The organism is Salipiger abyssi (assembly GCF_017311415.1).
Classification (GTDB): Bacteria; Pseudomonadota; Alphaproteobacteria; order Rhodobacterales; family Rhodobacteraceae; genus Salipiger; species Salipiger abyssi_A.
The window spans coordinates 1-23,628 of sequence record NZ_JAEKIS010000032.1 but is presented as its reverse complement, the minus strand read 5'-3'; the positions used below and the strand labels follow the sequence as shown (position 1 = coordinate 23,628).

Below are 23,628 nucleotides of genomic sequence, written 5' to 3'. Positions count from 1 at the left end.
TTCGTGATCAATTCCACCGCTTCCTGCTTGAACTCGCGGCTGAATGCTCTTCTCGTCATGTAGTTTCTCCGGTTTCATAAACACCTTATCTCGGTGTCCACGAAACCGGCAGCAGGCCACACCATGTCCCTGTCGCGCCAGATAAGCGGCGACCTGCGCCGCTTCAGGGCGTCGTTGTAGGACGTCCAGTTCGTCCTGCGGTAGCGGGCAGGTTCAAGCTTGCTCCTGTAGAGCCTCTTAACCAATCGGATTCGCAACGTGAATCCCGCCGGCGCAGAGCTCTGCAACAAGCCACCTGGTAATCTTGCGTCGTTCGTCCCGCTTCAGGTGGCAGGGCTGGCTTCCCATTCTTCACGCTGCATGCAACATACTGTTTTAATATAGAATTTTCACTCCGTTTGTAAATCCACCGGTGTGAACCGCGCCATCCGATGATGAGGATTATGTAAATTCTTGCCGGGTGCTTTACCTGTCACGTGCTCCGCGCCGCAGGAACAGCCGCCAGGCCGCCAGCCCTCGCCTGATATCGCTCAAACGGCAGAACTCGTCCGCACCGTGCATGTTCTCGTCGGGCAGGCCGAAACCGAAGATCACCGTCTTGACGCCGAGCTGGCGGTCGATCTCGCCCAGGATCGGGATTGAGCCGCCGGAATAGGACAGGCGCGGCCTCTGGCCGTCCACGGCCTCCAGCACCCGCGCGGCAAGATGCTGGCCCGGGTGATCGGCGGCGATGCGATAGGCGCGCGCACTTCCCGGCAGCGGTGTCACGACAAGCCGCAGTCCCGGCGGCGTGGCGCGCTTCAGCGCATCGCTCACGAGCCCGCAGATCCGCCCGGGCTCCTGTCCCGGCACGAGCCGGCAGGAGAGCCGCGCCGAGGCTTCACGCGGCACGATGCTACGGAAGCCGCCGGCGAAATCGCCGGCATCGAGCGCATTGACCTCAAGCGCCGGCATCAGCCCGGCCTGCACCGGGATGTCCTCATCCGCGACCGGCAGCGGCGCGTTAGGGTCCAGCCCGGCAGTACGGCGCCAGGCCCTAGCATCGAAGCCGGCGCGGGCGGTGGCGATCTCTTCCGCGCCGGGCGGCGTCACCCTGTCGAGAAACCCCGGCAGCGCCACCTCGCCCGCCGCATCCCAGAGCCCCGCGATCATCCGCATCAGCGCGGCGGCGGGGTTGGGGGCGACGCTGCCGAAAGTGCCGGAGTGCAGATCCCGCGCCGCGCCTTGCAGCGTAACCTCGAGACCGCAGAAGCCGCGCAGGCCCAGCCGCAGATCGCCCTGTTGCGGCCCCGCCTGCCAGCCATCGGAGGAGAGACAGAGATCGCAGGCAAGCAGCGCACGATACCGGGCCAGCGTCTCGGCGATATGGGGCGAAAAAACCTCCTCCTCGCCCTCGAAGAACAGTTTGACGTTCCAGTCGGTGTCATCGGCTGGCAGGCTTTCCAGCGCGGCGATGGGCAGCAGCAGGTTCATCTTCTGATCGGTAGCGCCGCGCGCATAGAGCCGCCCGTCGCGCAGCTCGGGCAGGAAGGGATCGGAGGACCAGCCATCGGCACGGCTGGCGGGCTGCACATCGTAATGGCCGTAGATCAGCAGCGTCGGACGCTCCGGGCGCTGCGCGCTTTCGGCATAGACATAGCGCGGCGCCCCGCGTGGCTCGTCAAGCAGCCGCGCGGAAAGCCCCGCCCGTGCCAGCCGGTCGCGCAGCCATTCTGCCGCCCGTTGCATGGCGCCGTCGCCGCGCGCCTGCCACGCCGCGACGGAAGGGATCGAGAGCAGCGCGCCAAGATCGTCGAGAAACCCCTCCGGCAGATCGCCGGGCGATGCACTCATGTCGCGGGCACGGCCACATCGGCGCCGAGCTGCTTCAGCAGCACGAGCGTGTCGCGCACCACCCAGCTTTCCTGAATCTGGCCGTCGCGCACCTCGTAGATGCCGATGCCTGGCACGCGGACCTTTGCGCCCGTCGCGGGAATGCCCATGAACGGACCGGTATGGGTGCCGGTCATCGTGTAATAGGCGGTGACCTTGTTGCCCTCGGTCACCAGCATCTCCAGTGCAAAGGTGCCGTCGGCAAAGGCGCCGCGGGTGTTCCGGTAATTGGTCAGGATACCCTCGGGGCCCGTCAGCGTGCCACGCGCGCCGGCGTGGTTCACATAGCCCTCGGCGAAGAGCTCATGCACCGCGTCGGTGTCGTGCCGGTGCCAGACCCGGTCATAGTATTCGCGGATCACCGCTACGGGATCGGTTCGGTCGGTCATGGAGTTTCCTTCTTTAGGTTATTGCGCCAGCACGCGCGGCAGGGCGGTCATCCGCCGGCCGCCCTGCGGGGTGACCACGACGGTGTCGCTGAAGGCCATGCCGCCGGCCCAGGCATACATATGGAACACGGTGTTTTCCTCCAGCGTCCAGCGGCTCTCGGCCTGGAAGACGCGGGTGAAATCCGACGTGCGCGGGATAAAGACCAGCCCCAGCGTGTAGCCGGTGACATTGCTGTAGCTGTCGCGCAGCCCGGCGGAGAGGATGCCCTCGCGCAGGATGCGGTCGACCTCCGAAGCCTTGGCACCGGGGGTCATCGCGGCATATTGCGCGTCCTGGATCGACACCATGGTTTCGGCGATGCGCAGCTGTTCCTCGTCCGGCGCGCCGATGGATTTGGGCCGCATGATGCGCGAGGTGTAGCCGCGGAAATGCGGCACCATTTCCACATGCAGCAGATCGCCCGGCGCCAGCACACGCTGCCCGAGCGCGCCGTGCAGCGCGGCGGAGCGCGGCCCCGAGGCCAAAAGGACAAGCCGCGTGTTGTCGGCGCCGTTGCGCAGCGCCTCCGCCGTGATGGCGGCGGTCACCTCGCGTTCGTTCACGCCTGCCTGCGCTGCGGCGAAACCCGCCAGCGTAGCGCGGTCACAGATCCGCGCGGCCTGTTCGAGATGGGCGAGCTCGGCGGGGGATTTCACCTGCCGCATCTCCCACATCTCGCCCGAGAAGGTCTGGAAACTGGCCTCCGGCAACGCCGCGCGGAAGGCCTCGGCACGGTCGAGCGTCAGGAAATGACTGTCGCCCTCGATCCCGATGCGGCCGGCGGCTAGCCCCATCGCTGCGATCTCGGCAGAGGCGACGGCGATCGGGTCTTCGGCGTCGCCAAAGGCGGTGCAGCGGTCGAGCCAGCTCGTTTCGTGAAAGACCTGCGCATCGAGCGCCCGGATCACCATGACCGGCGTGCCCGAAAGCGGCACCAGCAGGCATTGATACATCGCTGCCGTGGGCAGGTGGCCGCCGAAATAGACCATATGCTCGAACTGGTCGATCACCAGCAGGTCGAGCCCGGCGCGCGCCATCCGGGTGCGCAGCGCGGCAAGGCGCCCGGCGCATTCGTCGCGGGTAAAGGGCGGTGGCAGATCGTGCGGCATGAAATCCTCAGCCATGAATGACAAGCTCCTTCGGGCTCTGCGTCAGCCGCCGTGGCCCGTCCTCGGTGAGCGCAACGATATCCTCGACACGCATGCCCCAGCGGCCGGGCAGATAAATGCCCGGCTCGTCCGACATCACCATGCCGGGGGCGAGCAGCAGGTCGTTTCCGGCGACGAGATAGGGCTCTTCATGCACGTCGAGCCCGATGCCGTGGCCGACCCGGTGGGTGAAGTTCTCGCCGAACCCCGCATCGCTCAAGATCTCGCGCGCGACGCGGTCGGGTTCCGAGGCGGGCCTGCCGGCGCGGATCGCCTGAAAGGCCGCCTCCTGCGCGGTGAGCAGCAGATCGTAGGCGGCGCGATACTCCGCTCCCGGCTCGCCGGCACAGACCACGCGCGCGATATCGCCGTTCCAGCCCCCGAACAGCCCGGCGATGTCAAAGACCACCGGATCGCCCTGTTGGATCATGTAATCCGAGCCGTGATGCAGAGACGAGGCGCCATTGGCCCCGGCCCCCACATCGACCCAGGCGATGGTGGAAAAGCCTTCGGCCACCATCAGCTCGCGAATAACGCCGCGCAGCTCCAGCTCGGTCTTGCCGGTAAAGACCGGGACGGCGGCGAGGAACCCGGCCCAGACCTGGTCAATCGCGTCGGCGGCGGCCTGCAACCCGGCGATATCCGCCCCGGTCTTGATCGCGCGCAGCCGCTCCAGCGCCCTGGCCGGGCGCAGCTTTACCTGCGGCGCCTGTTCGGCAAGGCGCAGAAGGAAGCCCGACCAGAATTCCGCATTCACGCCGAGCACCGAAACGCCCAGCTCCGTCAGCCGTGCGGCAAGCCGCGCCACCGGGTCCTCCGCCTCGTCCCAGACTATCGGGTCGACGGGGTGGGTGGCGTAGAGCGGCGCTTGCAGGCGCGGCACGATCAGCTCGGCGCCATCTTGTGTCACCAGCAGCGCAACGAGGCGCTCGGTCAGGTTCGCGTCGCGCCCCATCAGATGCCGGAAAGAGGCAGAAGGGCCGATCAGAACCGCCTCTGTCCCGTCCTCGGCCATCATGCCGCGCAGGCGCGCCATCGCGGCTTTTTCGATCTCGAATGACATGGTGTCCCTCTTATTTCTGCATGCAGGTTTAGGAAGGATTCGCTAAAACCGGCAATCCTGCATGCAGAAAGCTACGGTAAAAACTGTATCTTGGATGAATATTTGCGCAAAATACATCTTATTATCGTCTATTTTATGAGCAAATTTTCAATTTTGGCTATTTGAGGCAGTTTTCTCTTCTCAAGTAAAACACGCATACTGCATGCAGAAATTCAAGAGGTCGCCGCAGCGGCCAGCGAAGGACGAAGGAGAACGAGATGTGGACCAATCTGACCGACGAGCAGCAGGAGTGGCTCGACATTGCGAACGACGTGGCGGCAAAGCTGAAGACCGCCGACCGCAGCTTTGACAAGGAAGCGCGCTTCACCGAGGAGAACTTCGAGCTGATCCGCGCGGCCGGGCTGCTGAAGCTGGCGGTTCCCAAGGAATATGGCGGGCTCGCCCCGGCGGCGGGCAACGCGCATCTGGGCTGTTATATCGTCACCGAGGCGATCTCGCGTGCCTGCTCCACCACCGGCTGGAACCTGATCATCCACTATCACCAGTGCGGCGCCGTCGCCCGGCTCGGCAACGAGGAGCAGAAGGCGCGCATCCTTGGCGACGTGGCGAAAAACGGCGTGCTGATGGGCTCGCTGGGCTCTGAGGTGAACCACCAGGAAACGGTGCACGGCAAGGACACCAAGACCAAGCTCTTCTTCAACGCCGGCATGGAGCCGGTCGAGGGCGGGTTCCGCGCCAATGCCTCCAAGCATTTCTGCTCCAACGGGCCGGTGGCGAAATACCTGCTCTACTGGTCGATCGCGCCGGGCTCGGAGACCAGCCGCGAAGGACTGACCCTGTCCATCGTCGAGGCGCCGACCGAGGGGCTGAGCTTCAGCGAGAACGGCTGGGACAAGATCACCGGGTTGCGCGGCACGGTGAGCTGGTCGGCGACGCTGAAAGACGTGTTCATCCCGTGGAAGAACGTGCTGGGCGAGCCCGCAGATTTCATCACCAAGGATCCCTATACGCTGGAGCTGAGCCAGGGCTTCCACCTGATCGGCTGCGCCAACGGTGCCTTCGACTGCGTGATCGACACGCTGCAAAAACGCCCCTTCCTGCGCAGCGAAGAGGGGCTGATGGTCGAGGTCGGCGACATGGCGGCACAGCTGCAATCCGCCGCCGGCTCGGCGCTTTATGCCACCCGTCTCTGGGAGGCGGAGGATTGGGGCAACGCCGCGCTCGCCTCGCTTGCCGCACATCACACCGCGCGCGAGGTGGCGTTGCATGTGGCGACCAAGGCCTATGACCTGATCGGCACCCGCGCGCTGATGGAAACCCTGCCGCTGGAGATGATCTGGCGCGACATCCGCGCCGCATCGCTGCACACCCGCGACAGCCAGCTCGTCAAGCTGCTCGCCGATGCGACGGTGGATGGCGATTACCAGCCCAAGCAGAAATACGGCGATGTCGCCGGCGCCAAGACCTGGGCCGATCTCGGCCTCGGCCCGAAAACCGCCGAGGCGGTCTGATCCATGGTCTTTCGGGCAGCAGCCGCGCGGTCCGGGCAGAGCGATGTGCAGGGCGCGTCGCTTTCGCTCCACGGGCTGTGCAAGGATTACGGCTCGGCCAATGCGGTGCGCGGGATCGACCTGACGCTGTCGCCGGGCCGGTTCCTCACCCTGCTGGGGCCGTCGGGCTCCGGCAAGACCACCACGCTGATGATGATCGCCGGGTTCATCGACCCTTCGGCGGGCGAGATCCGCATCAACGGGCGCGACGTCACCGAACTGCCGGCGCATAAGCGCGATATCGGCATGGTGTTCCAGAACTACGCGCTGTTCCCGCATCTGACGGTGCAGGACAATGTGGGGTTCGCGCTCACCATGCGCGGGATGCCCAAGCGTCAGATGCACGAAAAGGCGCAGGATTTCCTCGAACTGGTGGGGCTCGGCGGCTTTGCGAAACGCTACCCGCACCAGCTTTCCGGCGGGCAGCAGCAGCGGGTGGCACTGGCGCGCGCGCTGGTCTTCTCGCCGTCGCTGGTGCTGATGGACGAACCGCTGGGCGCACTCGACCGGCGCCTGCGGCTCCAGATGCAGGAAGAGATCAAGCGCATCCACGAGGATCTGGGCATCACCGTCGTCTATGTGACCCACGATCAGGAAGAGGCGCTGACGATGTCCGACGACATTGCCGTCATGGAGGACGGCGTGATCGCCTCCTTCGCCTCGCCGCGCGACACCTACGAGGCGCCGGGCAACCGCTTTACCGCCAAGTTCATCGGCGAGTCGAACTTTCTTCTGGGCCATTGCGACAGCTGCGATGCCGGTATCGCCACGGTCACCGTCGGCAAGAGCGCGCTGCGCGTCGTGGCCGCCGAGCCGCTGGCGCGCGGGCAGGAGGCGACGGTCTTTGTCCGCCCTGAACGGCTGCGCCTCGCCGATGCGGGGTCGGGCATCGACAATGCCCAGCCCTGCGAGCTGATCTCCGAGATCTATCTCGGCGAAAGCTGCATCTACACCGTCCGGCTGCGCGACGGCACGCAGCTCAAGGTGCGCCGGCCCAACCGGGGTATCGGCGTTCCGCCGGAGCAGATCGCCGATCTGGTGGTGGGGTTCGAGCCGGAAAACGGACGCATCCTCACTTCCTGACGAAACCGGCAAAGGCGATGGCCGGTGCTTTGATCATCGCCGACAACAACAGGGAAACGCACAATGAACCTCTTCAAATCCAAGACCCGCAGACTGGCGGCGGCAACCGCCATTGGGCTGGTGAGCGCCGCGGCGGCGCAGGCCGAAGACGAGGTGGTGATCCTCTCGCTCGGCGGCAATTACCAGGCTAACCAAAGCGAATACTGGTTCCAGCCCTATGCCGAGGCCTCCGGCAAGACCGTCACCGAGGCGGCGGGTTACAATTTCGCCAATCTCCGCGTGATGATCCAGACCGGCAATGTCGAGGCCGATCTCGTCGACCTCTCCGCCGATTCCGTCAACGCGCTGTCGCAGGAAGGCCTGCTCGAGCCCATCGACTGGGACGCGCTGCCGGAAAGCTGCACCAGCGGCATTCCCGCCGACATGAAGAAGGAATACGCCTTCCCCACGATCCAGTGGGCGATGGTCATGGCCTATAACACCGAGACCTATCCCGAGGGCCCCGAGACCTGGGCCGATTTCTGGGACACCGAGGCCTTCCCCGGCAAGCGCGGCTCGGTCGGCGCCACCCGTCCGCCCACCGAACAGGCGGCGATGGCGATGAACCCCGATATCGCCAATCTCTACCCGTTCGACATCGACGAGGCCTTTGACAAGATCGCCGAGCTGGGTGACGACATCACCTTTTCCGACGGCTATGCGCAGGTGGTGCAGTTCCTCGCCGATGGCGAGGTCGACATGATCGTCATTCCCAACGGCCGCATGGTGCCGCTGATCGCGGACGGCGCGCCGGTGACGATCAACTGGAACCAGCATCTGCGTTACCCGAACTTCTTCGCGATCCCCAAGGGCGCGCCGCACAAGGACGAGGCGATGGCCTTCCTGAGCTGGGTCTGCGAACCGGAGACGCTGGCCAAGCTTGCCGAGCCGACCAACTACGGCCCGATCAACGGCGATGCCTATGCCTCCATCCCCGAGAGCGTCGCGCCGCTGCTGCCCGGCAACCCGGCGACCGCCTCCGAGGGCCGCGTGGCCGACACCACCTGGCTGGGTGAGCACCGTCAGGAGATCGCGCAGGCCTGGGCACGCATGGCTGTCCGGTAAGCACGCGCAATGTCGACGCAACCCGATATCGAAACGCTGGCAGGGGCTCCCGCCCCTGTCCGCAAGCGTGGCTTTGGCCGGAAGGGGCGGGACAACCGCCGCTTCCCGCTGTTCCTCGTGCCCGTGCTGATCTTTTACCTGCTGTTCTTCGGCTACCCGCTGATCCGGATCTTCTGGCAGAGCGTGACCGACATGGGCGGCAACTACACGCTCGACGGCTACCGGATGTTCTTCGAAGAGCCGGCCTATTGGGCGGTGCTCGGCTATACCGGCCTGCTCGGGCTGATCACGCTGACCATCACGCTCGTCGCGGGCTATACCGTCGCCTACTGGCTGGTGCGGCTGGAAAAGACCTGGGCGGTGATCTTGATGGCCTTTGTGCTGATCCCGTTCTGGTCCTCCGGCCTGGTGCGCACATACGCCTGGCTGGTGATCCTCGGACGGCAGGGCGTGCTCAACACCTTCCTGCTGGATTTCGGGCTGATCGACACGCCCATCGCCTTCATCGGCACCAATACCGCCGTGGTCTTTGCGCTGGCCTATTACCTGCTGCCCTACATGATCCTGTCGATCTATTCGGTGATGAACGGCATCGACCGCAACCTGCTGCTGGCGGCGCGTAATCTCGGGGCCTCGCCGTTCCGGGCGTTCCGGCACGTCTTTTTCCCGCTGACCCGGCCCGGCATCCTGGCGGGCAGCTACATGGTCTTCATGCTGGGCATCGGCATGTATATCACCCCCGCCATGCTGGGCGGGCCGAACCAGACCACCCTGCCGCTGGTGATCGCGATCCAGATCAACGAGGCGATGGACTGGACCTTTGCCGCCACGCTCTCGGTCATCCTGCTGCTGGTCACCGGGCTGATGCAACTGGGCGCCAACCGCTTTCTCGATTTCGAACGGCTCTGGGGAGGTGCAAGATGACCCGCCGCGTCAATCCCGGCAATCTCGTGCTGGCCTCGGTCTCGATCCTGATCCTGCTGATCCTGATCGCGCCCATCATCATCATCTTTCTGGTGTCCTTCACCCCGACCGAGATGCTGCATTTCCCGCCGCCGGGCTTTTCCCTGCGCTGGTACGAGGCCTATTTCTCGGACCCGAAATGGATGACGGCGACGCGGGTGAGCTTTGTGGTGGCGGCGCTCACCGCGCTTTTCTCGCTGGTGATCGGCTTTGCCATCTCGCTGGCGCTGGTGCGATACCGGTTCTTCGGCAAGGCCGGGCTGCGGATGCTGGTGATGAGCCCGATGATCCTGCCCAAGATCATCATCGCCGTCGGGCTCTACTTCCTCTATGTCAAGCTGCGCATCCTCGGCACGACCGGGGCGCTGGTCATGGCGCATTCGATCATCGCCATTCCCTACGTCGTGATGATCATCACCGCCTCGCTCTATTCCTTCGACCGGCGTCTGGAATGGGCGGCGCGCTCGCTCGGCGCTTCGCCGCTGCGCGCGGTCTGGCTGATCACCATCCCGAACCTGAAACCCGCCATTCTGGGCGGCGGTCTCTTTGCCTTTGTGGCCTCGTTCGACGATATTATCCTCAGCCTGTTCCTGACGAAATTGACCGAACCCACGCTTCCAAGGCAGATCTGGGTGAATGTGCAGCAGACGATCGACCCGACGATCGCCGCCGTGTCGACATTCATGACGGTTGTGTCGGTTCTGGGGCTGTGGCTTGTGGCGCTGGCGCAGCGCGGTCTGAAGAAGGGGTAAGAGGTTGGAACCTGTGGATATCGAGCAAGAAGGCCCCGTGCCCCCCCTCGCTGTGCCAGAGCGCGAACCGGTTGTGATCCACGTTCACCGCGAGCTGCGCAACGCCATTCTGCGGGGGCAGCTCAAGGCCGGTGCGCGGATGGTCGAGACACAGCTTTCGGCGCAGCTCAATGTCAGCCGCACGCCAGTGCGCGAGGCGATCTCGCGGCTCGAGGCCGAGGGGCTGGTGATCCGCAAGGGCAATGGCGGGGTGCTGGTGGCCGAATTCGGGCAAAAGCTCGAAGAGGTCATGGTGATCCGGCAATCGCTGGAATGCGCGGCGGTGCAGCTTGCCTGCCGCAACGCCACCGACACGGCGCTGGCCGCGATCCTGCGCCATTGCCGCGAGGCGATGCGTGCCGGCGGGGCCGATCAGGCCAGCCGCTCGCAGCGCGACCGCGCCTTTCATATCGGCATCGCCGAGGCCTCCGGCAGTCTGCGGCTGCGGCTGCTGATCGAGGAATTCTATGAATATTCCTTTACCGCCATGCAGATCGAGCCCACCGCCGAGGAGCGCCGCCTGCTCGAAGTGCATCACCTGGAGATCGCCAGCGCGCTGGTCCAGCGCGACGCCGCGGGCGCCGAAGAGACGGTCCGCGCCCATTTCGCCGAGGTCAACCGCATCTCGCGGCTGCATCTGGCAGAATCCGACACCTCATCCGAAGGAGACACCCCATGACCCCGCAGACCGGCAGCGCCGCACCCCAGCTGGGGGCCGAAGCTTTCCGCAAGGTGATGCGCGCCCCCGCTGCCTCTGTCGTGGTGGTCGCGACCGGCAGCGGCGCCAGCCGCGCGGGCTGCACGGTGACGGCGATCTGCTCGCTGTCCGATGCGCCGCCCTCGCTTCTGGTCTGCCTCAACGCCCGCTCCTCGGCGCTGACCGCGATCCGGGAGAACGGCCGGTTCAGCGCCAATTACCTCGGCGACGGCCAGGACGACATCGCCGATATCTTTGCCGGCCGCAGCGGCCAGCAGGGCGATGCGCGCTTTGGCGACGCCTGGGCGCAGAGCGAAAACGGCATGCCCGTGCTGCGCGATGCGGTCGCCACGTTCGAATGCGAACTGGTCGAGATCACCACCTTCGGCAGCCATCATATCCTGATCGGGCGGGTGTTAGACGGGCGCAGCGCCTATTCCGGCGATCCTCTGGTCTATTCGCAGGGCAAGTACCGGCAGCTGGCCTGACACGATCCGCGCGCAGGTTTTTTCGCCACCGGCAGAGACGCCTGACGCGGAGAGGCACGCCCGTCCGTTTACGCACATTCCTCAGGCTGGTGCAGGCCGGATTCAGAGCCCAAGACAACTGCGCGGCGGCACGGGACAGTGCAGCCTGCGCAGCAGCCCGGCCAGACGGCGCTTCTCAGCCGGCACAGGACCAGAAGCCGCGATAGATCGCCTCCGGACCCGGTTCCAACCGGAAGGTGAGTTGGCTGTCGGACCGCCACCCCTCAACCGGCTCAACTGTCATTTCGAGCCCCTCGGTGCCGTAAGCCCTTTCCGTGTCTCCCGCACTCAGCGGAAGAATGATCCCGTTGAGCTTGACCACTGCGTCCGCGCCATCGGCGGCAGCGATCAGTATCGGGTCTTCGGTGCGGGTGCGGCGGAAGGCGCAGGTCTCTCCCTCGGGCAGCGCGTCGCCTGCCTCTGCGCTGGTCAACGGCGCGGGATCGAGAGTCGACAGAAGCGTGTTGCTCAGCGCATCCTGAAGCGTGCCACGACGCGCGGGCGGGTCCTCGTAGATCTCGGTGGCCACATTCCCCGCGGAGACATCGGCGATCAGTGCGCGCATCTCGGCGATCTCTTTCTTCTGGGCCGTGGCGATTCCGTCCGCCAGCTTGCGCACCCGGGCATCCTCGATGCCGGCCCGCTCGGAGGTCATGATGGCGATGGAGTGGTGCGGGATCATCGCGCGCATGTAGCTGGGTCCGCTCACAGTGACCTGGCTTCGCACCAGCCAGAGCGCCCCGGCAAAGACCACGACGCTGCCGGCGAATATCGCGACATTGACCGCGCGGCTGGGGTACATCGCGGCCATGAAGGCGAGCATGACAAAGGCCATGGTCGCGCCCATGATGATCGCCATGTAAATGCGGGTCTCGCTGAAGAAGACATGTTCGACCGCGTAGGTGTTGAGATACATCAGGCCGAACATGATCACCGTCGAGGCGAGGATCATGAGGGCGAAGCGGGAATAGGTCATCGGCACCTCCATGCATGTCACTTGTCGGTTCAACGGCCTTCCAGCGCTGGAGGGTTCCCGAAGAAGGGAGCTCCACTTTACCCGGGCGGTGCGGATACGTCGGGTTGGTTGTCGTACAACTCCTCCGGCCAAGCGGACTTGGCGTCGTCAGCACCTCGTCGGCATAGACTGCTCTGCCCCCTAGAACCCGCATCGTGTGGAGTTGGCTTTTCCCGCTAAGCTTTCCTTATTGTAAGGGCATCGGTTTCAGCGGCACCTCTCGTCGCATCAGGTCACTCCACAACGCAGCGTCGTCGCCGAAATACACCGGAAACAATGAGCCCCGCCCCACTAGGGGCAGGGCTTTTGGCTTATCTAGCGCCACCGAGCAACCGGTGGCGTGGCATCAGCTGTTCGTCGCGCCTGCCCACAGATTGATGTCGCCCTCAACTGCATAGCGATCGATCTCGGCGAGTTCTTCGGCGGTGAAGTCCAGGTTTTCCAGCGCGCCCACGCAGTCGATGACCTGTTGCGCTTTCGAGGCACCGATCAGTGCGGAGGTAATCGCGCCGCCGCGCAGGACCCAGGAAATCGCCATCTGAGCCAGTGTCTGGCCACGGCCTTCGGCAATTCGGTTCAGCTCGCGGATGTTTTCGATGTTCTTTTCCGACAGGAAGCCTTCGCTCAAGGTGGTGCCGCTTGCGCCACGGCTGTCGGCCGGAACGCCGTTGAGGTACTTGTTGGTCAGCATACCCTGGGCCAGTGGCGTGAAGACGATGGATCCCATGCCGAGTTCCGCAAGCGTGTCCTTCAGACCGTCGCGTTCGATCCAGCGATTGAGCATGTTGTAGCTCGGCTGGTGGATGAGGCACGGTGTTCCGAGATCCTTGAGGATTGCCGCGGCCTTGCGGGTCGCTTCGGAGTTGTAGCTTGAGATCCCGACGTAGAGCGCCTTGCCCTGCCGCACGATACTGTCTAGCGCGCCCATGGTTTCCTCGAGCGGCGTGTTTGCATCGAAGCGGTGCGAATAGAAGATGTCGACGTAATCGACGCCGAGACGCTTCAGCGACTGGTCGCAAGACGCCATGAGGTATTTGCGCGAACCGCCATCGCCATAGGGTCCGGGCCACATGTCCCAGCCGGCCTTCGAGGAAATCAGCAGCTCGTCGCGATAGCCTTTGAAGTCTGTGCGCAGGATTTCCCCGAAGGCTTCTTCGGCAGAGCCCGCGGGCGGGCCGTAATTGTTCGCAAGATCGAAATGGGTGATGCCCAGATCAAAGGCGGTCTGGCAAATCGCGCGCTTGGTGTCATGCGGCGTATCGTGGCCGAAGTTGTGCCACAGACCCAGCGAGATCGCCGGAAGCTTCAGCCCGCTTGTGCCGCAGGTATTGTAGGTCATCTTTTCGTAGCGGGTTTCGCTCGGCGAATAGGACATGAATATTCCTTCCATCTTTGGTCTTGTCGTTTCGTGTCGGGGGCGGCGCTCAGGCATAGGCCTGCTTCGGCTCCCATACGGCAAAGCGCTTCGTTGAGCGGAAGCGGTTGTATTTGAATGGGGTGGGGTCGACGGTCGGGCGGTCCCCCGCCACCAGTTCCGCCATGAGCTGGCCAACTGCGGGACCGGCGCCAAAGCCATGGCCCGACAGACCCGCGGCGATGTAGAGGCCAGGGGTCTGTTCGACGCCATCAATCACCGGCACACCGTCTGCCGTGGCGTCGATCGCTCCGCCCCAGGCATGCGTCACCCGCGCATCGCGCAGAGCGGGCAAGGTCTCGCGCATTCCTTTCAGCGCGCGATTGAGCATCCAGTCCGAAGGTTCCGGATTCAGCACCCGCACCGCTTCGAAGGGGGTCATCTGATCGAGGGTCCAGCGCTTGCGCGACATAAGCTCTTCGAAAAAGTCTTTGCCAAAGCGCAGGCTCAGCTCACGCCAGCTTTTGAGGAAGACGGGCAAATAGTCGGTGAACAGGCGGAAGCTGTCAGGAGTAATCGGTGCGATGTTGATGTTGCGCGGACCCACGGTATAGCCGCCGTCCATCCTCTTGCGCAGACCGAAGGCCGCGCCTCCCATGGGGAAATCGGGGCCGTTGTGAAGGTTGCCCGACACGGCTTCGACGCGCGCAGCGGCGGCAATGATGTTCAGCTGCGGCAGATGAACGCCCATGTTCAGCAGAAAAGGGCGCGTCCAGACGCCGCCGGCGACCACCACGGCAGAACACTTGATTGTGCCTTTCTCGGTCACGACGGCAGAGACGGCGCCACCGGTCTTCTCGAACCCGCGCACCGCACATCGGGTGAGGATCTTTGCCCCCAGCCGGCGGGCGGCGTCGGCAAAGGCAGGCACGGCGAGCGCCGGTTCCGCGCGCCCGTCCGTCGACGTATGCAAGCCGTAGTTTTGACCCGACGCGATGCCAGGCACGATATTTTTGATCTCGCGGGGGGTCAGTTCACGTAGCGGCAGGCCGTATTCCTTGCCGGTCTTGGCCCAGCCTTCGGCCTGCCTGACTTCCCAACCCTTCCTGCAAACGTAAACGATGCCGGTTTCCTTGTAGCCCGCTTCGATGCCGAAGCGGTGCTTGAGCGTGCGCCAGAGGTTGAGGCTCTGGATCGTCAGCGGCATCTCGAGGGGATCGCGGCCCATCTGGCGGGTCCAGCCCCAGTTGCGCGACGACTGCTCGGCGGCAATCTCACCCTTCTCGCACAGGCAGACACGAATGCCCTTCTCCGCAAGGAAAAGCGCGGTCGACACGCCCGCCGTCCCGCCACCGACCACAACCACATCGGTCTCGGCCGGAATGTCGCGCTCGCTCACGACCGTGTTCAGCGAGGGGACGAACCCTCTGGTTTCACTATCTATCATCACGAATTCTTTGCTGAGGGGGAGGTTTCACAGGGTATGTCTGCGTGGCGGTCACTGTTTGCGTCTCGTGATCGCCACGCCAGGGTGTGAAGCTTGGTCAGGCGCCCAGACCGTAGGTCGCCTTGGCAACCTCGGGGCCGATACGGCCCTCGGCGATATCGCGCAGGACGGCATCCTTCGGCCGTTTCGCCGGATCGCCGTAGCCGCCACCGCCCGGGGTGACGATCGACACGATTTGGCCGGGCTTCAGGTCAACCATGCCCGCGAAGGTGGTCCGGCCATCTCCGAAGTCGAGCTGGGTGCCCCTGGCGTCTTGACCGCCGTCGAGGCCCCAGGGTTGCGAAGCCACGCGGGAACTTTCGACAGTAAAGCGGCAGGCCTTTTCGGCACGGTAGACGCGCCGTACCCCCATGCCGCCACGGAACTGGCCCAGGCCCGCGCTGTCGTCCACGAGCTCGTAGCGCAGCAGCGTGAGCGGGTATTCCAGTTCCAGCGCCTCGACCGGGAGGTTGGAGGTGTTGGTGAGACCGACATGGATGCCCGAAAGGCCGTCCGCGCCGGGGCGTGCCCCGCCACCGCCGCCGATTGTTTCGAGGTAAACCCATATGTTGCCGTCGTCGTCCTCGCCGTTGAAGATCGCGCCGGTGCAGCAGCCGTTGCCGGCTGCCATCACGCGTCCGGGCAATGCCTTGGCTAGCGCGCCGTAGACGAGGTCGGTCACGCGCTGGGAGGCCGCGATCCGCCCCTCGACCGCCGCCGGATGCGCGCAGTTGAGGATCGACCCTTTCGGCGCCGTCACGGTAAGCGGCCGCGCCAGGCCCGCATTCGGCAGCACGGTCGGATCGAGCACGGATTTCACCGTGAAATAGGCCGCCGCCAGAAGCGAGGTGTAGATCAGGTTCAACCCGCCCCGGACCTGCGGCGGTCCGTCGAAGGCCAGCAGCATCTCGTCGCCAGAGACCGTGATGTCGACCTTGAAGGTCATCGCACCGGACCACTGGTTGCTGTCGAACTGGTCTTCGAAGCTGTAGGTGCCGTCCGGGATCGCCTCGATCGCCGCGCGCATCTTGCGTTCGGCATAGTCCTGTAGCGCATCGCCTGCCGCGAGCACCTTTTCGGTGCCGTATTTGGCGCACAGGTCGCTCATCCTCTGCACGCAGAGCCGGTTCGCCGACATCTGGGCGCGCAGGTCCGAAATGCGTTCGCGCGGCACCTGGCAATTGAGCAGAAACATTTCCTGAAGGTCGTTGTTCAGCACGCCCTCACGGTAGAGACGGACCGGCGGGATGCGGATGCCTTCCTGATAGATGTGCTCGTGACCGCGGTCGGCGAAATCCGAATGGTGTGCTGTGTTGACGGCCCATGCCACCAACGTGCCATCCACAAAGATCGGTTCGGCCAGAACGATGTCGGGCAGGTGCGTTGCGCCACCCGCATAGGCATCGTTGGCCATGAACACATCGCCGGGCTTGATGTCGGCCATGTCGAAGCGCTGCTGGATGGCAGGGATCACGCCGAGGAAGGAGCCCAGGTGCATCGGGATGTGCTCGGCCTGGCACAGGGTGTTGCCGCGGTGATCGAAGAGCGCGGTGGAGCAGTCGCGCCGCTCCTTGATGTTGGTCGAGTAGGAGGCGCGCACCAGTGCCTCCCCCATTTCCTCGACGATGCTCTGAAGCGCGGATCCGATCACCTCGACCGTGATCGGATCAATGGCTTTCTTTTCGGTCGCGGTCATGCCTTCACCTCCAGGATCAGGTTGAGATAGGGGTCCACGGTGCCCGACATGTCGGGCAGGATGACCGTGGTGGTATCCATCTGTTCGACGATGGCCGGGCCTTCGATCACATTTCCCGGACGCAGCTTGTCACGCGCGTAGACCGCGCAGGACATGAAATCGCTGGCTTCGGCCATGTAGACGTCGCGAGTGTCGATCCGCGCGGCAGAGGCGTCAGGCCCTTCGGTCGGCTGCGGCTTGAACTGTGCTTTATTCACGATGCCGGCCGCCTCGAGGCGCAGGGTGACAAGCTGGATCTGCTCGCCTTCCGCAACGAAACCAAAGCGTTGACGGTGCGCGGCTTCGAAACCTTCCTCAAGCGCCTTGAAGGTCTCGGAGGTAATCGGCCCGGCGGGCACTGCGACGGACAGCTCGTAGTTCTGGCCCATATAGCGCATGTCGGCTGTACGGGTCATCACGCGGCGGTCTTCGGCGATGTCCTCGGCATCGAACCATGCGGTCGCCTGATCCACGAGGTCGGCAAAGCCCGCGTCGATGCCGGTCAGTGCACTGTCGTCGAGCGGCAGCAGGCGCGAGATCGCGAAATCGGCGCGCAGGTCGGTGAGCAGCAGGCCGAGCGCGCAGAGCGTGCCCGGGGTCAGCGGTACGATCACCTTGCCCATGTCGAGCTCGCGGGCCAGCCGCGCGGCGTGCAGCGGGCCCGCCCCGCCGAAGGCCATCAGCGCATAATCGCGCGGGTCGTGGCCGCGCTGCACCGAAATCACCCGGATCGCCTTGGCCATGTTGGCCGTCACGACCGAGATGATGCCCTGCGCGGTTTCCATCACGCCCAGCCCCAGCTTGTCCGCCAGGCGCTGCACTGCGTCGACCGCCAGGTCGCGGCGCACCTTCATGCGACCGCCGAGGATCTCGACCGGGTTCAGCGTTTGCAGGACGATGTTGGCATCGGTTACGGTGGGTTCGGTCGAGCCGAGACCGTAGCAGACCGGCCCCGGATGGGCCCCGGCCGAGCGCGGACCGACCTTCAGCAGGCCACCGGTATCGACATGGGCGATCGAGCCGCCGCCGGCGCCCACGGTGTGAATGTCGAGCATCGGCGCCTTGATCGGATAGCCATGCACGTCCGCCTCGCCGGTCAGCTGGCAAATGCCGTTTTGCAGCAGCGCCACGTCTGAGGAGGTGCCGCCCACGTCAAAGGTGATGATGTTCTCGAAGCCCGACATCCTGCCGATGGCCTGGGCCGCAACGACTCCGGTCGACGGGCCTGACAGCACGGTGCGCACCGGCAGGTTCGCAGCCGTGTCGAAGCCGATCACGCCGCCGTTCGACTGCGTCAGCTGCGGAGCGATTTCCAGACCGATCTCTGCGAGATTTTCCTTCAGGCGGCGGATATAGCGCTGCATGACCGGACCGAGATAGGCGTTGACCAGGGTGGTCGAAAGGCGCTCGAACTCGCGAAACTCAGGCGCAACGTCATGGGACGCCGAGACAAAGACGTCTGGCAGCTCTTCCGCGATCACCCGCTTGGCAAGGTCCTCGTGTTCGGTGTTGAGGAAGCCGTAGAGAAAGCAGACGGCGAGCGACTTGATGTCTTGACCGGCCAGATCGCGCAGTTCGGCGCGCAGCGCGGCCTCGTCGAGCGGCACATCGACGGTGCCGTCGTATTTCATACGCTCGGGCACTTCTCGGCGCAGATCCCGGGATACAAGTTGTTCCGGCTTTTCGGCCATCATGTCATAAAGGTTCGGCCGTTTCTGGCGCCCGATCTCCAGCAGGTCGCGAAAGCCGTCGGAGACGATCAGCCCGGTCTTGACGCCGCGCAGCTCGATCAGCGCGTTGGTGGCAACCGTGGTGCCATGACCGAGGAATGAGAGGTCCTTGGCGGTCTTGCCAACCTGATCGAGCCCTTCGACCACACCCGTGGTGATGCCGCGCGAAGGATCGTCTGGCGTGGACGAGACCTTCCAGATTTCGACCTTGCCGCTGTCTTCGTCAAAGAGGCACACGTCGGTGAACGTGCCTCCGGAATCTACGCCAATTCTCCAGGCCATTCCTGCCTTCCTACCTTCATTTCATGCCGCGCGTGCGGCCAATTGCATGAGTGTGTTGCGCAGCCAGTCGGCGCGCAAAGATCCTGGGCCGCGCATCGCTGCTGCAATATGCCAGCGGCATCCGTCCATAGGAGGGACCGTCTTGTCGCTGCGCTCCCCTGGGTTGATCGCTTTGCGAAACGTGCAATCCAAAACGATCAAGAAGTGTCATGGTGGCTCCCGGCGGCCGGCCCGTACGCTGCATCTCTGGCAGCGCAGCCAGTGCATATGCGTTCGCAGAACCAAGCGTTCCACCAAAGAAACGCACGGATCGCGCAGAACTACAGCCGGATACGAATGCTGAATTCGGAATTTCGATCATCGGCGGCATACGATGTTGCCTTGGTCCTGCGTGTTGTCGGGAAATCGCGAATCATTCCCGTCGTGCAATCCACGCTTGCTCATTTGTGGTCGAATGTGAACGAAAATCTTCTAATCGCGGCGAGTTTCAAGAGATTCTGCACGTTTCTTGCGCGAATGTGCCGGAAGCTATCGAAATCCTGCACATTTTCGGTGAATTTATGATAGAAGATGAAAGTTTCTTGACCAAAAGGGTTCAGATGTGCCTGCATACGCGCATCATTGTGCATGCCTCAATGACCGGTGCGGCCCACATATCCGCCCGAAACGACAGCAATCGCTCGCAGGGAGCTTTATCATGACCTTCACCCGCCGCACGTTCATGTGCACCGCCGCCGCAACTGGCGCGCTTGCCGCACTTTCTCGCCCCGCCTTCGCAAATGTCCGCTGGGACATGTCCGACGAGTACGGTGCAACGTCCCTCTCCGGTCAGGCGTGCAACTTTTTTGTTGACGAAGTCAGCAAGAAGGTCGGCGACGCGCTGACCATCAATTACCAAGGCGGTGGCGCGCTTGGCTACAAATCGGTCGACCATTTCGATGCCGTCCAAGACGGCGGCGTGCAAGCTGCGGTCACGTTGATGACCCAGCTCGGTGGCATCGATCCCTTGTTCAACCTATCGTCGCTGCCGTTCATCGCGTCGAGTCTCGATGAGGCCTATCTGCTGTGGCAGGCGGCGCGCGACGAATACGCGGCGATCTTCGAAGAGAACGACATGGTGCTGCTCTGGGCCATGCCGAACCCGCCTTCGGGCATCCACGCCCATATGCCGATCACGTCGGTCGATGCGGTCGCGGGGCTGCGCGTGCGCACCTATGACGTGAACGGAACCCAGACGCTGAAGAACGCGGGCGCCGCGCCGTTGCAGGTGGCGTGGTCCGACCTGATTCCCCAGCTTTCGACCGGCGGCCTCGATGCGGTTCTGACCTCGGCGGATGGCGCGGTCCAGCTGTCGATCTGGGACTACCTGAGCGACTTCACCGAGCTCAACTACGCCATGGGTCTGTTCATGTGCCATGTGAACAAAGACGCGTTCGATGCGCTCCCCCAGGAGGTGCAAACCGCAATGCTCGAGACCACCGCGACCTGTGACGCATACAACTGGGATATCGTCCGCGCCTCCATCGGTGCCGCCTACAAGAAGATGTCCGAAAACGGCATGAACATCACCCGCGACGCGGATGTGCCGACCGAGGTTTTCGATCATCTCAAGGAGGCCGGCATGCAGGTGCGCGAGACCTGGCTGGCCGAGACGGGCGAGCGCGGCGAACGCATCCTCGCCCGCTTCGAGGAGCTCAAGGCCCAGCAAGGGTGATCCCGGCCCGCGCCCCGTTCTCCGGGGCGCGGACACGCAGAACGACCGAACCATGGAGCATACCGTGAGCCCCGCAGCGAAGCCCGACCTTCCCGAGATCGAAGAGCACCACCACCCCGACCGCACCGATGATCCGGTTTGGCTCGCCGCCATTGCGCGGGTGTCGACGATCCTCAACCGGACCGCCGCCATCATCTCGGCTAGCTTTCTGGTCGCAATGACACTGCTCATCCTGCTCGAGATATGCATGCGGATATTCTCCACCTCGACCTATATGGCCGACGTTCTGGTGGGCTATGGCGTTGCCGCGATCACGTTCCTTGCTGCGCCCTGGGCGCTGGAAGAAGGGGCGATGATCCGGGTGACGGCGCTGACCGACAAGCTCTCCGGCGCGGTGCGCTGGATCGTCGAAGCGTTCGCGATCGCCTCGTCAGGCGGCATCATGTGGTTCCTTGCGGCGCGCCAGTGGCAAACGGTCGCAAAGCTTTTCGATCGCGGCTCGACCAGCGAGCACCTGATCCCAATTCCGCTCTGGATTCCCGAAAGCTTCTTCTTCGTGGGCCTCGTCCTTCTGCTGCTGCAAATAATCGTACGGGCTCTGCGGCTCGTGGCGGTCGGCCACGGCGAAGAACGCGCTTTGACCCTCTGACCGGGAGAATTCCATGTCCATCACGTTTTCCGCCACGGTCATCCTGCTGCTTCTCGTGCTCTTCCTGGGCGCCGGCGCGTGGATCTTTTCCGGTCTCATGCTGGTCGGGGCATCGGCGATGTATTTCGTTCTCGACTTCAACGCAGCGCGCATCGGCACGATCGCCACAAAGGTGATCTCGTCCTCCGCCGTTTCCTGGGAGCTTGCCGCCATTCCGATCTTCATGTGGATGGGGGATATCATCTTTCGAACCGATATCTCGCAACGCCTGTTCCGTGGCCTTGCGCCCATGGTGGCGCGTATTCCGGGCGGCCTGCTGCACACCAATGTCTTTGGCTGCACTGTCTTTGCCGCAATCTCCGGCTCCTCCACGGCTACCACCGCCACGGTGGGCAAGATCACCATCCCCGAACTTCAGGCCCGCGGCTACGATCTGCGCCTCGCCGCGGGCTCGCTTGCCGGTGCCGGATCCTTCGGCCTGCTGATCCCGCCCTCGATTGCCATGATCGTCTATGGCGTCTTGGCCGAAGTCTCCATCGCCAAGCTCTTTGCCGGTGGCCTGCTTCCCGGCCTTATGATGGCCGGGCTCTATGCGGGTTTCATCGCGCTTGTCTCTTTGCTGCACCCTGAACGTGCTCCACGCTACAAGGGTACGGTGAACGCACGCGCGATCGCACACGGCCTTGTCGAGTTGCTGCCGATCATGCTGCTCATGTTTGTCGTGCTCGGTTCGATCTACTCGGGCATCGCCACGCCGTCCGAGGCGGCGGCGGTCGGAGTGTTCGGGGCGATCGTGATCACCGTCGTTACCGGTCAGTTCACGCTCAAACTGATGCGTGACAGTCTTGCCGCAACCATCCGCGTCTCAGCGATGATTCTCATGCTGATCGCCGCCTCCTCTTTCCTGTCGGCGGCCATCGCTTTCCTGCAATTGCCCAATCAGATCACCCAAGCCATCTCGTCGCTCGACCTGTCGCCTTATGGCGTTCTGCTGATCCTCGCGGGCCTCTACATCGTCCTGGGCATGTTCCTCGACGGCACCTCGATGACCGTGATGACCGTGCCCATCGCGGTTCCGCTCATCGTGCAGGCCGGTTTCGACCCGCTGTGGTTCGGCATCTATCTCGTCATCATGATCGAGATGAGCGCCCTGACGCCGCCGGTCGGACTGAACCTCTTTGTGCTACAGGGGCTCACGCAGAAATCTATGGGAGAAACCGTGCGCGCAACGATGCCCTTCTTTTTGCTCCTGTGCCTTGGAACGGTCATTCTCGCTATTTTCCCGCAAATTGTTCTGTGGTTGCCTAGCCACCTCTAACGCGCAGAGATACCGATAATCACGTCGAACCGACCAAATGCCAGATTAGGAGGTCCCCTTGCGCAAGTCAGAGGACACATTGAATGAAGAGATGCTGCCGGCGGAGCGTCGGCAACATCTCATCGACTGGTTCAAGCAGAACCAGGCGGGATCCGGTCAGGATCTGGCACGGATGCTGGGCATTTCGGTTTCGACCATCCGCCGCGATCTTGACGTGCTTGCAAGCGAGGGTCTGGTGCGCCGCACCCATGGCGGTGCGGTGGCCATCCGTTCGCGTTCGAGCTATGAGCCTTCCACCGATCTGTCCCAGCGCACGGCGGTCGAGGAAAAGCTGGCCATAGTGCGCGAGGCGCTCACTCTCATCGAGCCCAGCCAGTCTCTCCTGATCGACACCGGTGCCGTCATTTGTCATCGGCTGGCCGATGAGATCGCAAAGATTGATTTTCCGCTGACGGTTATCACCAACGATCTCTACGTGGCCAAGCAGCTGACCTACCGCGACAACATCTCGCTGATCGTGCCGGGAGGCGCATGCCGTGTCGGCTCGTTCAGTCTGCTGGGTGAACCCGGGCTGGGTTTCCTGAAGAATATCCACTGCGACATCTTCTTTGCGTCGGCCACCGCAATCGATGAAAACGGCACGTCGGAAACAAACCTGGAATTGGGGCACATGAAGCGAGCGATGGCCGCGGCAGCAAGAGAGGTCGTCCTCATCGCCGACAGCAGCCGCTTCATGTCCTGCGCATTGCACCGAACGGTGCCCATCGGCTCTATCGACCTCATCATCACGGACGCAGGTTTGCTTGAAGAGGATCGCGCAAAATTTCCGCCGCACAAGCCGCGCCTCAAGACCATCGACAGAGTTCAGGTGGGCGACGCGGATGCTGGTGATCCGGACTGACCCGTTTCCGACGTCTTGATGTTGGCGCAAAGTACGCGCTCGTCCGTTGTCCTAGGTCATGTAGACAAGTGGCGGATCCAGAGACGGATCGACGTGATTGGCCTGCTGCCGGTTTCGTGGACACCGAGATAAGGTGTTTATGAAACCGGAGAAACTACATGACGAGAAGAGCATTCAGCCGCGAGTTCAAGCAGGAAGCGGTGGAACTGATCACGAA

The 23,628-nt window shown here is 63.7% G+C and carries 21 protein-coding genes; 12 read left to right on the top strand and 9 right to left on the bottom strand.

Features of this window, described 5'->3' with window-relative positions; genetic code table 11:
* Positions 1-465: 465 nt before the first annotated feature.
* Genes I6N89_RS23705 through I6N89_RS23690 form a run of 4 tightly spaced genes read right to left on the bottom strand, consistent with a single transcriptional unit; the run spans position 466 to position 4,512 of the window.
* A complete protein-coding gene (locus I6N89_RS23705; RefSeq protein ID WP_207020787.1) occupies positions 466-1,833 on the bottom strand; it encodes a M20/M25/M40 family metallo-hydrolase in 1,368 nt (455 codons plus the stop codon).
* Positions 1,830-2,261: an ester cyclase gene (locus I6N89_RS23700; protein ID WP_207020786.1), complete on the bottom strand. Its 432-nt coding sequence runs from the start codon at positions 2,259-2,261 to the stop codon at positions 1,830-1,832. Before I6N89_RS23700 ends, I6N89_RS23705 begins: the two co-directional genes overlap by 4 nt.
* Before the next feature lie 18 nt (positions 2,262-2,279).
* Positions 2,280-3,425 (bottom strand): M24 family metallopeptidase, encoded by a 1,146-nt coding sequence (locus tag I6N89_RS23695; protein ID WP_207020785.1) that lies wholly within the window; start codon positions 3,423-3,425, stop codon positions 2,280-2,282.
* A complete protein-coding gene (locus tag I6N89_RS23690) occupies positions 3,418-4,512 on the bottom strand; it encodes a M24 family metallopeptidase (RefSeq protein ID WP_207020784.1) in 1,095 nt (364 codons plus the stop codon). Before I6N89_RS23690 ends, I6N89_RS23695 begins: the two co-directional genes overlap by 8 nt.
* A 257-nt stretch (positions 4,513-4,769) precedes the next feature.
* On the opposite strand from I6N89_RS23690, the gene I6N89_RS23685 reads away from it, so the two are divergent.
* The 7 genes from I6N89_RS23685 to I6N89_RS23655 all read left to right on the top strand — a co-directional run bounded on the left by I6N89_RS23685 (position 4,770) and on the right by I6N89_RS23655 (position 11,188).
* On the top strand, positions 4,770-6,023 hold the full coding sequence (locus I6N89_RS23685; protein WP_207020783.1) for an acyl-CoA dehydrogenase family protein: 1,254 nt from the start codon (positions 4,770-4,772) through the stop codon (positions 6,021-6,023).
* A gap of 3 nt (positions 6,024-6,026) precedes the next feature.
* On the top strand, positions 6,027-7,145 hold the full coding sequence (locus I6N89_RS23680) for an ABC transporter ATP-binding protein (RefSeq protein ID WP_076706335.1): 1,119 nt from the start codon (positions 6,027-6,029) through the stop codon (positions 7,143-7,145).
* A 63-nt stretch (positions 7,146-7,208) separates the two neighbouring features.
* Positions 7,209-8,249 (top strand): ABC transporter substrate-binding protein, encoded by a 1,041-nt coding sequence (locus I6N89_RS23675; protein ID WP_207020782.1) that lies wholly within the window; start codon positions 7,209-7,211, stop codon positions 8,247-8,249.
* Between the two features lie 9 nt (positions 8,250-8,258).
* Positions 8,259-9,173 (top strand): ABC transporter permease, encoded by a 915-nt coding sequence (locus I6N89_RS23670; protein ID WP_207020781.1) that lies wholly within the window; start codon positions 8,259-8,261, stop codon positions 9,171-9,173.
* Positions 9,170-9,964, top strand: a complete 795-nt coding sequence (locus tag I6N89_RS23665) for an ABC transporter permease (protein ID WP_207020780.1) — start codon at positions 9,170-9,172, stop codon at positions 9,962-9,964. The genes I6N89_RS23670 and I6N89_RS23665 overlap by 4 nt, the downstream gene beginning before the upstream one ends.
* 37 nt (positions 9,965-10,001) lie before the next feature.
* A complete protein-coding gene (locus I6N89_RS23660; RefSeq protein WP_207020779.1) occupies positions 10,002-10,682 on the top strand; it encodes a GntR family transcriptional regulator in 681 nt (226 codons plus the stop codon).
* The gene (locus tag I6N89_RS23655; protein WP_207020778.1) at positions 10,679-11,188 is read left to right on the top strand and encodes a flavin reductase family protein; all 510 of its coding nucleotides are present in this window, start codon (positions 10,679-10,681) and stop codon (positions 11,186-11,188) included. The genes I6N89_RS23660 and I6N89_RS23655 overlap by 4 nt, the downstream gene beginning before the upstream one ends.
* 175 nt (positions 11,189-11,363) lie before the next feature.
* Here I6N89_RS23655 and I6N89_RS23650 read toward each other — a convergent pair whose 3' ends face one another.
* The 5 genes from I6N89_RS23650 to I6N89_RS23630 form a co-directional block, all read right to left on the bottom strand.
* On the bottom strand, positions 11,364-12,203 hold the full coding sequence (locus I6N89_RS23650) for a DUF305 domain-containing protein (RefSeq protein WP_207020777.1): 840 nt from the start codon (positions 12,201-12,203) through the stop codon (positions 11,364-11,366).
* Positions 12,204-12,588: 385 nt separating this feature from the next.
* Positions 12,589-13,617 carry an L-glyceraldehyde 3-phosphate reductase gene (gene mgrA, locus I6N89_RS23645; protein WP_207020776.1) on the bottom strand — a complete coding sequence of 343 codons (1,029 nt, stop codon included), beginning with the start codon at positions 13,615-13,617 and terminating at the stop codon, positions 12,589-12,591.
* 49 nt (positions 13,618-13,666) lie between these two features.
* Positions 13,667-14,995 carry an FAD-binding oxidoreductase gene (locus I6N89_RS23640; protein ID WP_328805926.1) on the bottom strand — a complete coding sequence of 443 codons (1,329 nt, stop codon included), beginning with the start codon at positions 14,993-14,995 and terminating at the stop codon, positions 13,667-13,669.
* Between the two features lie 145 nt (positions 14,996-15,140).
* The gene (locus tag I6N89_RS23635; RefSeq protein WP_207020774.1) at positions 15,141-16,778 is read right to left on the bottom strand and encodes a hydantoinase B/oxoprolinase family protein; all 1,638 of its coding nucleotides are present in this window, start codon (positions 16,776-16,778) and stop codon (positions 15,141-15,143) included.
* Positions 16,775-18,829 (bottom strand): hydantoinase/oxoprolinase family protein, encoded by a 2,055-nt coding sequence (locus I6N89_RS23630; protein ID WP_207020773.1) that lies wholly within the window; start codon positions 18,827-18,829, stop codon positions 16,775-16,777. The genes I6N89_RS23635 and I6N89_RS23630 overlap by 4 nt, the downstream gene beginning before the upstream one ends.
* 209 nt (positions 18,830-19,038) lie before the next feature.
* On the opposite strand from I6N89_RS23630, the gene I6N89_RS23625 reads away from it, so the two are divergent.
* The 5 genes from I6N89_RS23625 (at position 19,039) to I6N89_RS23605 (ending at position 23,411) form a co-directional block, all read left to right on the top strand.
* Positions 19,039-19,530 (top strand): hypothetical protein, encoded by a 492-nt coding sequence (locus I6N89_RS23625; protein WP_207020772.1) that lies wholly within the window; start codon positions 19,039-19,041, stop codon positions 19,528-19,530.
* The gene (locus I6N89_RS23620) at positions 19,527-20,543 is read left to right on the top strand and encodes a TRAP transporter substrate-binding protein (RefSeq protein WP_207020771.1); all 1,017 of its coding nucleotides are present in this window, start codon (positions 19,527-19,529) and stop codon (positions 20,541-20,543) included. Before I6N89_RS23625 ends, I6N89_RS23620 begins: the two co-directional genes overlap by 4 nt.
* A gap of 64 nt (positions 20,544-20,607) precedes the next feature.
* Positions 20,608-21,192 (top strand): TRAP transporter small permease, encoded by a 585-nt coding sequence (locus I6N89_RS25605; protein WP_328805925.1) that lies wholly within the window; start codon positions 20,608-20,610, stop codon positions 21,190-21,192.
* A gap of 55 nt (positions 21,193-21,247) precedes the next feature.
* Positions 21,248-22,510 (top strand): TRAP transporter large permease subunit, encoded by a 1,263-nt coding sequence (locus I6N89_RS23610; RefSeq protein WP_328805924.1) that lies wholly within the window; start codon positions 21,248-21,250, stop codon positions 22,508-22,510.
* 58 nt (positions 22,511-22,568) lie between these two features.
* Complete coding sequence (locus I6N89_RS23605) at positions 22,569-23,411, top strand: DeoR/GlpR family DNA-binding transcription regulator (RefSeq protein ID WP_236016817.1); 843 nt, start codon at positions 22,569-22,571, stop codon at positions 23,409-23,411.
* Positions 23,412-23,628: the final 217 nt, after the last annotated feature.

Coding starts and splice junctions, on each gene's coding strand:
- I6N89_RS23650 (WP_207020777.1), bottom strand. CDS start 12,203: ATGACCTATTCCCGCTTCGCCCTCATGATCCTCGCCTCGACGGTGATC.
- I6N89_RS23665 (WP_207020780.1), top strand. CDS start 9,170: ATGACCCGCCGCGTCAATCCCGGCAATCTCGTGCTGGCCTCGGTCTCG.
- I6N89_RS23705 (WP_207020787.1), bottom strand. CDS start 1,833: ATGAGTGCATCGCCCGGCGATCTGCCGGAGGGGTTTCTCGACGATCTT.
- I6N89_RS23685 (WP_207020783.1), top strand. CDS start 4,770: ATGTGGACCAATCTGACCGACGAGCAGCAGGAGTGGCTCGACATTGCG.
- I6N89_RS23690 (WP_207020784.1), bottom strand. CDS start 4,512: ATGTCATTCGAGATCGAAAAAGCCGCGATGGCGCGCCTGCGCGGCATG.
- I6N89_RS23675 (WP_207020782.1), top strand. CDS start 7,209: ATGAACCTCTTCAAATCCAAGACCCGCAGACTGGCGGCGGCAACCGCC.
- I6N89_RS23680 (WP_076706335.1), top strand. CDS start 6,027: ATGGTCTTTCGGGCAGCAGCCGCGCGGTCCGGGCAGAGCGATGTGCAG.
- I6N89_RS23630 (WP_207020773.1), bottom strand. CDS start 18,829: ATGGCCTGGAGAATTGGCGTAGATTCCGGAGGCACGTTCACCGACGTG.
- I6N89_RS23700 (WP_207020786.1), bottom strand. CDS start 2,261: ATGACCGACCGAACCGATCCCGTAGCGGTGATCCGCGAATACTATGAC.
- I6N89_RS23655 (WP_207020778.1), top strand. CDS start 10,679: ATGACCCCGCAGACCGGCAGCGCCGCACCCCAGCTGGGGGCCGAAGCT.
- I6N89_RS23670 (WP_207020781.1), top strand. CDS start 8,259: ATGTCGACGCAACCCGATATCGAAACGCTGGCAGGGGCTCCCGCCCCT.
- I6N89_RS23635 (WP_207020774.1), bottom strand. CDS start 16,778: ATGACCGCGACCGAAAAGAAAGCCATTGATCCGATCACGGTCGAGGTG.
- I6N89_RS23620 (WP_207020771.1), top strand. CDS start 19,527: ATGACCTTCACCCGCCGCACGTTCATGTGCACCGCCGCCGCAACTGGC.
- I6N89_RS23625 (WP_207020772.1), top strand. CDS start 19,039: ATGGTGGCTCCCGGCGGCCGGCCCGTACGCTGCATCTCTGGCAGCGCA.
- I6N89_RS23695 (WP_207020785.1), bottom strand. CDS start 3,425: ATGGCTGAGGATTTCATGCCGCACGATCTGCCACCGCCCTTTACCCGC.
- mgrA (WP_207020776.1), bottom strand. CDS start 13,617: ATGTCCTATTCGCCGAGCGAAACCCGCTACGAAAAGATGACCTACAAT.